The 14,167-nt window shown below is 64.1% G+C and carries 16 protein-coding genes; 5 read left to right on the top strand and 11 right to left on the bottom strand.

Annotation, left to right across the window (positions count from 1 at the left end; translation table 11 throughout):
- Positions 1 to 63 precede the first annotated feature (63 nt).
- The 9 genes from G6N36_RS18015 to G6N36_RS17975 all read right to left on the bottom strand — a co-directional run bounded on the left by G6N36_RS18015 (position 64) and on the right by G6N36_RS17975 (position 7,373).
- A complete protein-coding gene (locus G6N36_RS18015; protein ID WP_163690741.1) occupies positions 64 to 924 on the bottom strand; it encodes an SDR family NAD(P)-dependent oxidoreductase in 861 nt (286 codons plus the stop codon).
- Positions 920 to 1,363, bottom strand: a complete 444-nt coding sequence (locus G6N36_RS18010; RefSeq protein WP_163688252.1) for a nuclear transport factor 2 family protein — start codon at positions 1,361 to 1,363, stop codon at positions 920 to 922. Before G6N36_RS18010 ends, G6N36_RS18015 begins: the two co-directional genes overlap by 5 nt.
- Positions 1,364 to 1,368: 5 nt before the next feature.
- Positions 1,369 to 2,499: an NDMA-dependent alcohol dehydrogenase gene (locus tag G6N36_RS18005; protein WP_163688250.1), complete on the bottom strand. Its 1,131-nt coding sequence runs from the start codon at positions 2,497 to 2,499 to the stop codon at positions 1,369 to 1,371.
- A gap of 91 nt (positions 2,500 to 2,590) precedes the next feature.
- Positions 2,591 to 3,130, bottom strand: coding sequence for a nuclear transport factor 2-like protein (locus tag G6N36_RS18000; RefSeq protein WP_163688248.1), 540 nt, complete (start codon positions 3,128 to 3,130; stop codon positions 2,591 to 2,593).
- 2 nt (positions 3,131 to 3,132) lie between these two features.
- Entirely contained in the window at positions 3,133 to 3,342 is a 210-nt protein-coding gene (locus G6N36_RS17995) for a ferredoxin (protein WP_163688246.1), read from the bottom strand.
- Between the two features lie 8 nt (positions 3,343 to 3,350).
- Positions 3,351 to 4,703 carry a lanosterol 14-alpha demethylase gene (locus tag G6N36_RS17990; protein ID WP_163688244.1) on the bottom strand — a complete coding sequence of 451 codons (1,353 nt, stop codon included), beginning with the start codon at positions 4,701 to 4,703 and terminating at the stop codon, positions 3,351 to 3,353.
- Positions 4,700 to 5,527: an SDR family oxidoreductase gene (locus G6N36_RS17985; RefSeq protein WP_163688242.1), complete on the bottom strand. Its 828-nt coding sequence runs from the start codon at positions 5,525 to 5,527 to the stop codon at positions 4,700 to 4,702. The genes G6N36_RS17990 and G6N36_RS17985 overlap by 4 nt, the downstream gene beginning before the upstream one ends.
- A gap of 11 nt (positions 5,528 to 5,538) precedes the next feature.
- Positions 5,539 to 6,768 (bottom strand): cytochrome P450, encoded by a 1,230-nt coding sequence (locus G6N36_RS17980; protein WP_163688240.1) that lies wholly within the window; start codon positions 6,766 to 6,768, stop codon positions 5,539 to 5,541.
- Positions 6,765 to 7,373: a TetR family transcriptional regulator gene (locus G6N36_RS17975; RefSeq protein WP_163688238.1), complete on the bottom strand. Its 609-nt coding sequence runs from the start codon at positions 7,371 to 7,373 to the stop codon at positions 6,765 to 6,767. The genes G6N36_RS17980 and G6N36_RS17975 overlap by 4 nt, the downstream gene beginning before the upstream one ends.
- A gap of 142 nt (positions 7,374 to 7,515) precedes the next feature.
- Between G6N36_RS17975 and G6N36_RS17970 the strand changes: the two genes are divergently transcribed.
- The 5 genes from G6N36_RS17970 to G6N36_RS17950 are packed head-to-tail and all read left to right on the top strand — an operon-like array spanning position 7,516 to position 12,270.
- Positions 7,516 to 8,985, top strand: coding sequence for an aldehyde dehydrogenase (locus G6N36_RS17970; protein ID WP_163688236.1), 1,470 nt, complete (start codon positions 7,516 to 7,518; stop codon positions 8,983 to 8,985).
- Positions 8,986 to 8,995: 10 nt separating this feature from the next.
- A complete protein-coding gene (locus G6N36_RS17965; RefSeq protein WP_163688234.1) occupies positions 8,996 to 9,757 on the top strand; it encodes an SDR family oxidoreductase in 762 nt (253 codons plus the stop codon).
- Complete coding sequence (locus G6N36_RS17960) at positions 9,754 to 10,605, top strand: NAD(P)-dependent oxidoreductase (RefSeq protein WP_163688232.1); 852 nt, start codon at positions 9,754 to 9,756, stop codon at positions 10,603 to 10,605. Before G6N36_RS17965 ends, G6N36_RS17960 begins: the two co-directional genes overlap by 4 nt.
- Positions 10,606 to 10,610: 5 nt before the next feature.
- Positions 10,611 to 11,054, top strand: a complete 444-nt coding sequence (locus G6N36_RS17955) for a carboxymuconolactone decarboxylase family protein (RefSeq protein WP_163688230.1) — start codon at positions 10,611 to 10,613, stop codon at positions 11,052 to 11,054.
- Positions 11,044 to 12,270 (top strand): hypothetical protein, encoded by a 1,227-nt coding sequence (locus G6N36_RS17950; RefSeq protein WP_163688228.1) that lies wholly within the window; start codon positions 11,044 to 11,046, stop codon positions 12,268 to 12,270. The genes G6N36_RS17955 and G6N36_RS17950 overlap by 11 nt, the downstream gene beginning before the upstream one ends.
- On the opposite strand, the gene G6N36_RS17945 is transcribed toward G6N36_RS17950, so the two are convergent.
- Positions 12,209 to 12,877 (bottom strand): TetR/AcrR family transcriptional regulator, encoded by a 669-nt coding sequence (locus G6N36_RS17945; protein WP_163688226.1) that lies wholly within the window; start codon positions 12,875 to 12,877, stop codon positions 12,209 to 12,211. The two genes, G6N36_RS17950 and G6N36_RS17945, sit on opposite strands and share 62 nt — an antisense overlap.
- A 20-nt stretch (positions 12,878 to 12,897) precedes the next feature.
- On the bottom strand, positions 12,898 to 14,121 hold the full coding sequence (locus tag G6N36_RS17940; protein ID WP_163688224.1) for a cytochrome P450: 1,224 nt from the start codon (positions 14,119 to 14,121) through the stop codon (positions 12,898 to 12,900).
- Between the last annotated feature and the right edge of the window lie 46 nt (positions 14,122 to 14,167).

The following is a 14,167-nucleotide window of genomic DNA, read 5'->3' as shown; positions in this document are numbered from 1 at the left end:
CATCGCAGCCGAACGCCGACTCAACGACCCATTTGTCGCCGAACGGAATCGTCCTCCGCCGTTCTAGCTGTCTCGCAGCATCTGGTGAAGCTCTGCCATTGACCATGGCGGCGAGTCACTGTGGTCGCGGTAACCGATGATCGCCGGTGTCTGACGGTCGAAACGTCCGATGAAACCGCCTGCGGCGATGAAGATCTGGCCCGTCACATCCTTGGCGAGATCACCGGCGAGATAGGCGTAGGCCGGTGCGGCGTACTCGGCCGGGGGCGCGTCCAGCGCGGCCTGCGTGCTGACGTCGTCCAACAGGCCGCGACGGTTCAGTTCGGCGATGTGGGATTCGTACTCCCCGCCCGTCGACAGCCGCGTCTTCGCGCCGGGGCACACCACATTCGCTCGCACACCGTGTTCCCTCAGCTCCGCGGCGATCGCCAACGTCAGCCCGTTGACGCCGCCCTTGCCCGCCGGATAGCCGGTGCCGCCGTAGTCACCGAGGTAGGCGAACGAACTCGTGTTGATGATCGAACCACCACCGTTGGCGACCATTTTCGGCGCCGCGGCCCGGCAGGTCTCGAACGTGGTCATCAGGTGCGCGTCGATGAGATCACGGAACAGCTCGCTGGTGACGCGCAGAATCGACTCGGCGGCCAATCCCGGTGTGCCCGCGCAGTTCACCAGGATGTCAATGCTGCCGAACTCGTCGACGCACCTGTCGATCAGTACATCGGCGACCTCAGGGTTGGCGGGTGAGCCGGGATGAGCCACCGCACCGGGTATGCCTTCGGCGGCCTGTTTCGCGGTATCGGGGTCGCGCCCGTTGAGCACCACTCCGGCGCCCTGTTCGGCGAGCAGTTGCGCCACGGCGAGCCCGATGCCGCGGGTGCCGCCGACGACGACGGCGCCGCGGCCGGCAAGGGGACGGCTAATCGCCGCCTTCCTCCTGCCCGAATTCCATCGCGTCCATGTTCCAGTACCCGCGCAGGTTGGTGATCAGCCCGGCATCGTCGACCTTATAGGTGAACACGCCGCGCACGGTGGCGGTGAAGCCGTTCGGGAACAGGGTGCGCAGCACCAGGATGTACGCGATCTCGTTCGGAGAGCTGGACGGGAACGTCGCCTCGCGGGTGACGGTCAGCTTGTTCGGTCCGATGTTGGTGTCGAAGAACTCGCCGACCGCCGCCTTGCCGCGCACACCGTTGCCGTCGGGATTCGTCACCGAAGGACCAATCGGGTCTTCGATGACGATGTCGTCGGTCATCAACGCCAGCCAGCCGTCCTTGTCGCCTGCCTGCACGCATCGCCACGACGACTCGGACGCGGTGACGACCGGCGATTTCTCGACTGTGTCAATCGTGCTGTCGGACATGGCGATTACCGGTCTTCGTCGGTGTACCGGATGACGCCGCGGATGTTGCGGCCCTGCAGCATGTCCTGATAGCCGTCGTTGATCTGCTCCAGCTTGTACTGCCGGGTGACCATGTCGTCGAGGTTGAGTTTGCCCGCCTTGTACATCGACAGCAGCTGCGGAATGTCGTAGTGCGGGTTGCCGCCACCGAAGATGGTGCCCTGCAGCCTCTTCTGCATCAGAGTCAGCAAGGCCAGGTTCAGCTTCACATCCATCTCGGCCATGTTGGCGACTGCCGTCACCACGCAGGTGCCACCCTTGGAGGTGCAGTTGAGGTAGTTGTCGATGTCCTCGCCCTTGAGCTCACCGGTCGTGATGATCGTCTTGCGCGCCATGCCGCCTGCGGTGACCTCGGCGATGCCGGCCATTGCGGAGAAGACGTCCGGGTAGACATGCGTCGCACCGAACTTCAGCGCCTGGTCGCGTTTCCACTCGACCGGATCGATCGCGAAGATGTTGCGTGCGCCCGCGTTCACCGCACCCTGCAATGCGCCCATGCCGACGCCGCCGATTCCGAAGATGGCCACGTCCTCACCCGGACGGATATCCGCGCTGCGGGTGGCCGAGCCGTAGCCGGTGGTCACTCCACAGCCGACGAGGCAGGCCACCTCGAACGGGATGGACGGATCGATCTTCACGACCGAGCTCTTGTGCACGACCATGTACGGGCTGAAGGTGCCGAGCAGGGTCATCGGGATGACCGGCTTGCCGTCGGCGGTATGCACCCGGTTGGTGCCGTCGGACACCGCGGTCCCCGTGAGCAGCAGCGCACCCAGGTCGCACAGGTTGCGCTGGCCGCTTTGACAGGTCGAACACTCACCACACGAGGGGATGAAGGAGAGCACCACGTGATCGCCGACGGCGACGTTCTCGACGCCGGGGCCGACCTCGGTGACGATGCCTGCGCCCTCGTGGCCGCCCAGCACGGGGAATCCGGCCATCGGGATATCGCCGGTGACCAGGTGGTGGTCGGAGTGGCACATCCCCGACGCTTCCATCTGAATCTTGACCTCGTCCTTGACGGGGTCGCCGATCTCGATCTCTTCGATCGACCACGGCTGGTTGAACTCATAGATGAGAGCGCCCTTTGTCTTCATCCGTACGCCTTCCGTTAGAGCCTGTGAGGCCAGACTAGAGCCATTAGTTAGGTGCGTCACACGCGCCCCCAAGCAACCGCTTGGCCGGGAGCTACCAGATTTTTGCTGGAGCCTGGCCGAGAGGGTAGTAGCCAGGCAGCTTCTCGCCCGCCATGGATCGCTCGATACGCTTCTGCATCCCGTCGCTGAGGTCGCCGGATTCGATGAGCTTGCCAAACATATAGGCGACGTGACCGAAGTCGAAGAAGTCGCGCTGCCACTCGATCATGAGGTTGCTGTCGAGCCGGAACCAGCTGCCGCCGATGCCGTAAATCTCGTCCTGCGTGCCGTCAGACTTGTTCACGATTTGCTTCCAGAACCCGACGATCTCGTTCTGCTTCTCGTCTACGAGCACCTTCTGGTACTCGTACACCCAGTTCTCCAGGCCCTCCATCTCGAGGCCGAGTGCGACGTCGCGAATCTCGTCCTTACCGATACACATCACGTCTTCCTTCGGCCCGATGTTCCAGCCGTAGGTCGCGTCGTCGGTATAGAAGTCGGCGAGGGGCTTCCAGTCGCCTGCCTTTTCGCAGTCCTGATTGGCCTTGAGCCACCGGGCTACCCAGTCGTCGAGTTCTTCACGTGACGCCATTGTCAGTCTTCTTTCTCTTTGATGAACAGGGCTTGGGTGGGGCACATATCGACCGCGTTCTGCACTTCCTCGCGGACGTCGTCGGGCGGTTCGGTATCGAGGATTTCGACCTTGCCGCGTTTGGGAACCGTGAAGACGTCGGGCGCCTCCAGTTCGCACATGGCGTGGCCCTGGCACAGGTCCAGGTCGACTTCGATTCGGTAGGAGGCCATGCGTGCGCCTATCCCTTGCGCCTGCGATACCTGGCCTTCGCGGGCCGGGCCAGCTGGACGACCATCTTGGAGTGATCGTTGCGATAGCTATCGGCCGGCTGAGCCATCTCGAACTCGTACTCGCGCAACAACACCGAGAAGATCGCCTTGATCTGCATCTGCGCGAATGCCGCACCGACGCAACGGTGTCGGCCCGCGCCGAACGGAATCCACGTCCATCGGTTGACGATGTCGGCCTGCTCGGGCTTGTTGTAGCGGTCCGGATTGAATTCGTCTGGATCCGGGAAATCCTCAGGGATTCGGTTGGAAATCGCCGGGGAAGCCGCCACGAAATCACCCTTGTGAATCGGGAAGCCCTTGACCTCGAACTCACCCTGCGCGACGCGCATCAGGATGATCAGCGGCGGATGCAGGCGCAGCGTCTCTTTGACGACGTTGTCCAGCTTCGGAATCTGGCGCAGTGCATGGAAACTCACCTCCTGGCCGTCGGAGTAGAGCTCGTCAAGTTCCTTGCACACCTCGGCGTAGATCTCGGGGTGGCGGATCAACTCGATGAGCGTCCACGCAGAGGTGCCCGAGCTGGTGTGGTGCCCGGCGAACATCAGCGAGATGAACATGCCGGTGACCTCGTCGGCGGCGAACCGCGGGTTGCCCTCTTCGTCTTTGATCGACACGAGCACGTCGAGCATGTCGCGGTCGGCCTTGTCCTCGGGAGGGTTGGCCAGCCGCTGATTCATGATCTCCTGCACCAGCGCAACAAGTTTCACGCGCGACTCGTCGCGTAGCCGGAAGCTCTCGATGTCCAGGTAGGGGTCGACGTAGCACAGCGGGTCGGTGCCGCGTTCCAGGTCGTGGTAGTACTCCGCGAAGCGGTGGTCGAGCTGGTTGCGGAACTTCTCGCCGATCAAACATGCTGTCGAGGTGTAGATGGTCAGCTCGGCGAAGAAGTCGAGCAAGTCGATCTCGCCTTCGTCGCCCCAGTCGGCGATCATCCCCTTGACCTGACGCTCGATGGTCGCGGCGTGGCCTTTCATCTGCTCGCCACGAAGCGCCGAGTTGTGCAGCATCTCCTTGCGACGTTCCGGGCTGGCGTCGAAGACCACGCCCTTGCCGAAGATCGGCGTCATGAACGGGTAGGCCTCGGCCTGGTCGAGATCCTCGTCGGCGGACCGGAAGAAGAACTCGTTGGCCTCGGCGCCGGACAGGAAGATGACGTGCTTGTCCACCAACTGGAACCAGCCGACGTCGCCGCATTCCTCGCGGATGCGCTTCATCAGGCCGATCGGGTCGGTGCGGAACTCTTCGAGGTGTCCGTGTTCTTCCTCGCCGCCGGAGACTCGGGGCACACTTGCCGTGGTCATGTGTTCAAGTTCTCCTCGTTCAAGACCAGCTTCTGACGCTCTGCCGGTGCGTTGGCCAACGGGGCTTCGGGCTGAAGTTCCATGCTCGCGATGAAGCCGCCGCGCGGCGTCTCTGCGACGAAGGTGATCGCCCGCGCGAGATCGGAAGCCCGTAGGAAGTAGTCGTGTCTGGCCTGCCCCCACTTCGCCCAATCCTCAAGTGCTGGACCGATCTTCTCGGCAGGCAGGCTCCAGCCCATGCTTGTCTTGGTCGGTCCCGGATGCACGATCGACGCGCGGACACCGGTGCCCTCGAGCTCCATCTGGAAGTTCGTCACCATCGCGACCAGCGCAGCCTTGGCCGCCCCGTAGGCGCCCATGTGGGGGCGCTGGCGCAGTGCGACGTCGGAGCCGACGAAGATCAGGTCGCCGCGCTGACGTTCGAGCATGCCCGGCAGCACCGCCGTCGCCAACCGGTTGGCTCCGATGAGATGAATCTGCAGCTGCGAGTCGAATTCGTCGGTGCTGATCTCGGCCAGCTTGCCGAAGTAGGTGTCGCCGGCGCCCGCGACCAGTACCTCGATCTCGCCGAGTGCATCAACGGCGTTGGCTACGAACGATTTCACCGAGTTGGGGTCGGTGACGTCGAGGTGGAAGCCCACGGCCTCACCGCCTTCGGCGTTGATCTTGCCGACGAGGTCGTGGAGCTTCTCCACCCGACGGGCGCCGAGCGCGACGGGGAAGCCGCGCGACGCCAGCTCGATCGCGGTGGCTTCACCGATGCCCGCCGACGCTCCTGCGACGATGACCGGTCGGCGGTCGGGAAGTGGTGCAAAACGTGGCATCCTGTTGGCCTTCAGTTGATCTCGAGGGTCATGGGTAGGTGGGCGAACCCGCGGACATTGCTGGAGTGGACGCGGACGGCGTTGGCCTCGTCGACTTCGAATCCGCGGATTCGCTTGAACATTTCGGTCAGCGCGACTCGGGCTTCCATCCTGGCGAGGTGTGCACCGAGGCAGAAGTGGGCACCGCTGCCGAAGCTCTGGAGTTTGGCCCCGATCTCGCGGCCGACGATGAAGTCGTCGGGGTTCTCGAAGGCGCGCTCGTCGCGGTGGGCGGAGCCGGGAAGCAGCAGCAGCACGTCACCGTCGGGGATGGTCGTGTCGTAGATCGTCAGTTCGCCCTCGACGGTGCGGGCCAGTATCTGGCTCGAGGTGTCGTATCGAAGCGTCTCTTCGACCCACAGCGGTATGCGGTCGAGATCGGTGTAGATCGGCGCCAGCTGATCGGGGTTCTTGTGGCCCCAGAACGCCGCGTTGGCAAGCAGTTTGGTGGTCGTCTCGTTGCCGGCGATCACCATCAGGAACATGAAACCGAGGATCTCGTCGTCGGTGAGGCGGTCGCCGTCGATCTCCGCCTCGAGCAAAGCCGACGTCAGATCGTCGGTGAGCTGGCTGCGGCGCTGGGCGACCATCTCCTGGTAGTAGACGATCAGGTTGAGCGACGCCTCGATGGCTGCGGGCGGCACGTCGGTCACGCCTTCGTCGCGGTGCATTACACCGTCGGCCCACGCCCGAACCTCATCGCGGTCCTCGACGGGCACGCCCATCAGCTCGGAAATGACGTCCATCGGGAGCTTGCCCGCGAATTCGTTGACGTAATCGACGGTCTCCGAAGGAGAGGAGCGCGCCTTCTCCAGCATCGTGTCGAGATGCTGGGTCGCGATCTCGGTGACCCGCGGTTCCAGCTCCCGGATGCGACGCGGCGTGAAGCCCTTGGACACCAGGGTGCGCAGCCGTAAGTGCGCCGGATCGTCCATCGCCAGAAACGACATGGTCTTAGACGCGTGTGGACCGCGCGACGCGGGATCCAACGACACCCCGAACTTGTTGGAGAGCGTGGTGCTGTTGCGGAATCCGGCCAGCACGTCGGCGTGCCGCGACAACGCCCAGAAGCCCAAGTCGGGGTTGTGATAGAGCGGAGCTTCGTCGCGTAGCCGCTTGTAGTACGGATACGGGTCTTCGTGGAAGTCGTAGTCGTACGGGTCGAGGAGCAGATCGCTCGTCTCAACGCTCTTAAATGTCACGAGTCGTCCCCGATGATGAGGCCGACCACGTAGCTGAGCCGGTCGGCGATCTGGTGATAGGTGAACGCGCCGCTGCCGGCATTGACCAACGCGCCGAAGAACGTCATCTCCAACGCGGCAAGCGTGCGCGGGTCCGCATCCGGGCCGACGGCCGAACGGATGCGACGGTGGATCTCTGCACCGATGCGATCGCGGACCGCGCGCACCGCCTCGTCGTTTCCGCTCAGCAGCGCGGTGGTGCACGCGGCGGCCACCTCCGGCTCGTCGGCGACGGTCAGCGCCATGCTGCGCAGCGTCTTCTCGACACGGGCGACCCGGCTGTCGTTGACGTCGGTGAAGTAGGGCACCTGTCGGATCAGGTTCAGATACACCTCGGCGATCAAGTGGTTCTTCGATGAGAAGTAGGTGTAGGCGGTCGCGGGCGCGACCTTGGCCCGCGCCGCCACCGCGCGCACTGTCAGATCCGCATAGGACGACTCGCGCAGCATCTCGACGCCGGCAGCGAGCACCTTGTTGAAGGTCTCCTCCTGGCGGCGGTTGCGCGGCGTCTCCCCAGGCTGAGGGGGAGGCGGCTGCGTGACCACAACCACGGGATCACTGGACACATGTCCAACTTATCGGATGTGGTCAGTCTGAGGCAAGTACACAGGTGAAGTCGGGTGCCCTTGCTTCTCTCCGTACAGTGCAGCTAAGGTTCGTCGTAAGATAGTCGGACAGTTGTCCAGTAGTACGAACACAGGAGTTCGGATGGGAATCCTCGCCGATCGCGAGAGTCGTTTGCTCATCGACGGCGAACTTGTCGCCGGCAGCGGGGGCACGTTCCAGACCATCAACCCGGCGACCGAGGAGGTGCTCGGAGTCGCCGCCGACGCGAGCACCGACGACATGGGTCGGGCGATCGAGGCGGCGCGGCGCGCGTTCGACGAGACCGAATGGTCGACCGACACCGAGCTGCGGGTGCGCGGTATCCGCCAACTCCAGCAGGCGATGCGCGATCGCGCCGAAGAATTGAGGGAACTCGCCATCTCCGAGGTGGGCGCACCGCGGATGTTGACCTCGATGGCCCAACTCGAAGGTCCCGTCGAGGATTTGACCTTCTGTGCAGATACCGCCGAGGGCTATCAATGGACTACCGATCTCGGTATCGCCGAGCCGATGGGAATCAAGACTCGTCGGACCATCGCCAGGGAGGCGATCGGCGTCGTCGGCGCCATCACACCGTGGAACTTCCCCAACCAGATCAACCTCGCCAAGCTCGGCCCCGCGCTGGCGGCCGGCAACACGGTGGTGCTCAAACCCGCTCCAGACACTCCGTGGAGCGCGGCCATCCTCGGCGAGCTGATCCTCGAGCACACCGACATCCCGGCCGGCGTGGTCAACATCGTCACTTCCAGTGACCATGGTGTCGGCGCGCTGCTGTCGAAAGACCCACGGGTGGACATGGTTTCGTTCACCGGATCGACGAACACCGGCCGCGCGGTGATGGCTGACGGTGCCCCGACCCTGAAGAAGGTGTTCCTCGAACTCGGCGGAAAGTCGGCGTTCTTGGTCCTTGACGATGCGGACCTGGCCGGTGCCTGCTCGATGTCGGCGTTCACGGCGTCGATGCATGCGGGTCAGGGTTGCGCGATCACCACTCGCCTCGTGGTGCCGCGGGCCCGCTACGACGAGGCCGTCGAAGCCGCAGCGGCCACTATGGCCGGACTGCGCCCGGGTGACCCCAACGATTCCGGCACCATCTGCGGGCCGGTGATCTCAGAACGTCAACGCGACCGTATCCAGGGCTATCTCGACTCGGCCACTGCCGAGGGTGGCAAATTCGCCTGTGGCGGTGGACGTCCCGCCGATCGCGACAAGGGATTCTTCATCGAGCCCACCGTAATCGCAGGCCTGGACAACAACGCCAAGGTTGCGCGTGAGGAGATCTTCGGGCCGGTGCTCACCGTCATCGCCCATGACGGCGACGACGACGCCGTGCGGATCGCCAACGATTCGCCCTACGGGCTGTCGGGCACGGTGTTCTCCGCGGACGAGGAACGTGCGGCGGGCATCGCCGCACGGTTGCGGGTCGGCACGGTCAATGTCAATGGCGGCGTCTGGTACTCCGCCGACATGCCGTTCGGCGGGTACAAGCAATCCGGCCTGGGCCGTGAGATGGGGCTCGCCGGTTTCGAGGAATACCTGGAAATCAAAGCCATCGCGACTGCGGCTAGTTAAGGAGACACGCGTGGGATTCTACGGAGATCAGTTCAAGGAGAAGGTCGCGATCGTCACCGGTGCCGGCGGCGGTATCGGCCAGGCGTACGCCGAGGCGCTGGCCCGTGAGGGTGCGGCCGTGGTGGTCGCCGACATCAACGTCGAGGGTGCACAGAAGGTCGCGGACGGCATCAAGGGTGAGGGCGGCAACGCGCTCGCCGTCCGGGTCGATGTCTCGGATCCGGACTCCGCCAAGGAAATGGCCGCGCAGACACTCGCCGAGTTCGAGGGCATCGACTACTTGGTCAACAATGCGGCGATCTTCGGCGGGATGAAGCTCGACTTCCTCATCACCGTCGACTGGGACTACTACAAGAAGTTCATGAGCGTGAATCTCGACGGTGCGCTGGTGTGCACCCGCGCGGTGTACCGCAAGATGGCCAAACGCGGCGGGGGCGCGATCGTCAACCAATCCTCCACCGCGGCATGGCTTTACTCCAACTTCTACGGCCTGGCCAAGGTCGGCATCAACGGCCTCACACAGCAGCTCGCGACCGAACTCGGTGGACAGAACATCCGCGTCAACGCCATCGCTCCCGGCCCCATCGACACCGAGGCCAATCGCACCACCACGCCGCAGGAGATGGTCGCCGAGATCGTCAAGAACATCCCGCTGTCGCGAATGGGCGAGCCCGAGGATCTCGTCGGCATGTGCCTGTTCCTGCTGTCTGATCAGGCCAAGTGGATCACCGGCCAGATCTTCAACGTCGACGGCGGACAGATCATTCGATGAGTGGCGACGTGAAGCTCGGCTACATCGGCCTCGGAAACCAGGGTGCCCCGATGGCCAAGAAGCTCGCCGATTGGCCGGGCGGACTTATCGTGTTCGATGTGCGCACCGAGGCCATGACGCCGCTGGCCGAGCTCGGCGCCTCACTTGCCGACAGCGTGGCGGATGTCGCTGCCGCAGACGTCATCAGTGTGACCGTCCTGAACGACGCACAGGTGCGCGACGTCGTCGGTGAACTCGGCGCGCATGCCAAGCCCGGCACCGTCATCGCGATTCACTCCACCATCGAGCCCAGCACCGCAGCCGAGCTGGCGGAGCAGCTGCAACCCAAGGGGATTCACGTCGTCGACGCTCCGGTCAGCGGCGGTGCGGGCGCGGCGGACAAAGGCGAGTTGGCCGTCATGGTCGGTGCCGACGACGAGGCGTACGAAATGGTCAAACCCGTCTTCAAACGATGGGCATCGCTGGTGGTGCGTGCCGGTGAACCGGGCGCAGGCACCCGGATGAAGCTGGCGCGTAACATGCTGACGTTCATCGGCTTTGCCGCCGCGTGTGAATCGCAGAAGCTGGCCGAGGCCGCGGGTATCGACCTTCAGAAGCTCGGCCGCGTGGTACGCCACAGTGACGCGCAGAGCGGCGGCCCCGGTGCGATCATGTTCCGGGATGACATGAAGCCACTCACTTCGGACCACTTCCTTCACGACATGTTCGTTCACACCCGCGGTCTGGGCGAGAAGGACCTGAAGCTGGCGATCGGGCTCGGGGACGCCACCGGGGTTGACCTGCCCCTGGCCCAGGTGGCATTGAATACGCTGGCCGACGGGCTCGGCGTACCGCACGCGAAGGAGTAACCGGTATGGACGAACTGCGCCGCAAAGGCCTCGAGAAGATGAACGAGGTGTACGGCTGGGAGATGCCGAACATCGAGGGCGATCCATTCTTCGACCTCACCGTCGACCATCTCTTCGGCACCATCTGGAACCGCCCCGGACTGTCGATGCGGGACAAACGGATCATGACGCTGACCGTAGTGACCGCCGTCGGGAACGCCGACCTCGCCGAGATCCAGGCCAACGCCGCGCTCGCCAACGGCGAAATGACGGAGACCGAACTCAAGGAGATGGCGGTCTTTCTCACGCACTACCTGGGATTCCCGTTGGGGTCCAAGCTCGACGGTGTCGTGTCCTCGGTGATCAAGAAGCGCAAGAAGGCCGCGGAACGGGGTCAGGGCGAGGACAAGAAGGGGAACGTCAACGCGGCGGTACGAATGCACTCCGGGGGCTCGGTCCATGATGAGTAGGTATGCAGCGCTGTCGCGCGAGGAACTGGCCACCCTCGTGCCGGAGCTGTTGTTGATCGGTCAGCTCATCGACCGCTCCGGAATGGCGCACTGCATCAGCGCGTGGGGACGCGAGGAGATGCTGCAGATCGCCATCGAGGAGTGGGCCGCGTCCAGCCCCCTCTACACCAAGCGGATGCAGAAGGCGCTGAACTACGAGGGCGTCGACATATTCACCCTCTTCAAGGGGCTGCAACTCGACATCGGTGCGCCGCCGCAGTTCATGGATTTCCGCTACGTGGTGCACGACCGCTGGCACGGTGAGTTCTACCTCAATCACTGTGGCGCTCTGCTCGATGTCGAGCCGATGGGCGAGGATTACGTCAAGGGCATGTGCCACGACATCGAGGACCCGACCTTCGATGCGACGGCCCTGGCCACCAACCGCAAGGCTCAGGTTCGACCGATCCACCGGCCGCCGAGGACACCGTCCGACCAGCATCCGCACTGTCGGTGGACGGTGATCATCGACGAGTCCTACCCAGAGGTTCCCTTCATCCCGGCGATGGACATCGTCGGTGCCACCCGCGCCCACCACACCGAGCTCGCGCCGATCGACCCGAACGACGAAGGCATGGCGGACTATTCGGGAGAGCTGCTCGCCGATGTCGACTTCGGGGCGTTCTCGAAGTCGGCGCTGGTCCGGATCGCCGACGAGGTTTGCCTGCAGATGCACCTGCTGGTGAAGTCATTCACGATCGCGGTCGAGAAGCGTGCCAAGGACGATGTGGCGCTCGCGCGGTCGATCCGCACCAAGCAGCTGATCGGCATCGCCGGCGTCGCGGCGGAACGAATTCACAAGGGACTGAAGATCGCCACGGATGTCAAGGGCGCACTGCGGGTGCTCGAGTTGCATCCGCTGTTCAATCCGGCTGCCTACGTGTGGGCCGACGTCGATCCCGGCTTCGTACGTGTGCGCCAATCGCCGGCACACGAGGACGGTTCGTGGATCTCGCTGGTCTCGCCCGTCGCTGACCTGCCGCTGCAGGCGATCGTCCAGGCGGTCGATCCGCATTTGCGCGCCGAGGTGTCGGGTACCGAGTCCGATTGGACCGTGCGGGTGATCGAAACGGACACCGCAGCAAAGGAACTGCCCGAGGTGTCCGTATGCAAGTTCAGCGGTGGAGCGTCGTGGGAGTTCGAAGAGCGAAAGTCGCTTCCGCTGACGGTTGTTTGATTGTCGGCTCGGCCGACGGTCGTATAGCACCGCCCACCCAGCGCCGCAGGTACCGGCGCAACTCAGCGCCCCGGCGTGGCGGTCTGCCCGGGTCGATCACGAACGACTGGATGATCCGCAGCAGATGCTCGACCAGTTCGGCGAGATCGGCGTCGGTGTACCCGAGGCCCGTCCAGTCGACGTCGAATCTGCGCACCAGCGAATGGCCGAAATCCATCGCGACGTCCGACGTCACCGACTCCGTGTGGCGACTGGGCTGGCCGGGCATGATGAGCAGGCCGATGTGCTTGTCCTCGGGTAACCATTCGAGCGCTGTTGCGACGGCCTCGGCGATGGCGTCGGCCGGATCGGTGATCCCGCGCAGATGTGCTGCCAGCCGGTCGAGGAAGCCACTGGCCGCGTGGACGGCGGCGGCGATCAGCAGCGCGTCGGTGCTGGGGAAGTAGCGGTACACCGTCTGGCGGGTGACGCCGAGTGTGCGGGCCACGTCGCTGATCGAGAAATCGGCACCACGCTCGTCGATTGCCCTGCTCGCCGCGTCGAGGATGCGGCTGATGGCCTCCTCGTCGGTGGCGGGTGCCGATCCGGACCAGCCGTGGGTGCGCATCCTGAGGATAGTACTGCGCTTCAGAACGAGACGGGCAACGCCTTGACCCCGTTGATCCAACCCGACCTAAGCCGTTGAGGTTCACCCAGTTTGGCGATGTTCGGAATCTGATCGGCGAGCTCGTTGAAGATCAGCTTGATCTCCATGCGCGCCAGGTTGGCGCCGATACAGAAATGTGCACCGTTGCCGCCGAAGGCCAGATGCGGGTTCGGGTTGCGCAGGATGTTGAATTCGAAGGGGTTCTCGAAGACGTCTTCGTCGAAGTTGGCCGAACTGTAGAACAGCCCGACTCGCTGCCCTTCGCGGACGGTCACACCGCCGATCTCGTTGTCCGTCAACGCCGTTCGCTGGAAGCAGTGCACGGGCGTCGCCCAGCGGATGATCTCGTCAACCGTGGTCTCCGGCCGCTCCCGCTTGAACAGCTCCCATTGGTCGGGGTTCTCGAAGAACGCGTTGATGCCGTGCGTCATGGCGTTGCGGGTGGTCTCGTTGCCCGCGACGGCCAGCAGGATGACGAAGAACGCGAACTCGACGTCGCCAAGTGCCTCGCCGTCCATATCGGCCTCGATCAGGCGCGTGACGATGTCGTCTGCCGGACAACGCCGTCGCTCTTCGGCCATGTTGTAGGCGTAACCCATCAGCTCGGCATTGGCGGTCGTCGGATCGGAGTCGAAGTCGGGATCGTCGGTGTTCATGATCGAGTTGGTCCAGTGAAAGAGCTTCTCGCGGTCAGCCTCGGGCACACCGATCAGGTCGGCGATCGCCAGCAGCGGCAGGCTCATCGCGATGTCGTCGACGAAGTCCCCGGTGCCCTTCTCTTTCGCCGCGCGGACGATGTCACGTGCGGCGACGGCGAGCTTCTCCTCGAGTGCCGCGACCGCGCGCGGGGTGAACAGCCGCGACACGATCTTGCGCAGTCGGGTGTGCTCGGGGGCGTCGTGGTTGATCAGCAGCGCCTTCGTCAGGTCGAGTTGCTCGCTCGTGACGCCATCGGGCAGCCGCATCACCGCGCCCTTGCGGTTCGTGGACCACAGCTCGCCGTTACGGGAGATCGCTTTGATGTCCTCGTGACGGGTGATCACCCAGTAGCCACCGTCATCGAAGATCGATTCCTGCTGGTCGTTCCACCACACCGGCGAGGTCTTGCGCAGTTCGGCGAATTCGTTGACCGGGATGCCCTGCAGCAGGACGTCGGGGTCGGTGAAGTCGAAGCCCGCGCCGAAGGGGCATGTGCTCTGCGTCATACTTTGACCATACACTGCGCAGTCAAGTGTATGGCCGAGATGATCG

It is taken from the genome of Mycolicibacterium gadium, from assembly GCF_010728925.1.
Classification (GTDB): Bacteria; Actinomycetota; Actinomycetes; order Mycobacteriales; family Mycobacteriaceae; genus Mycobacterium; species Mycobacterium gadium.
Note: the sequence above shows the minus strand (reverse complement) of the source record. Positions and strands in the feature narration are given on the sequence as shown.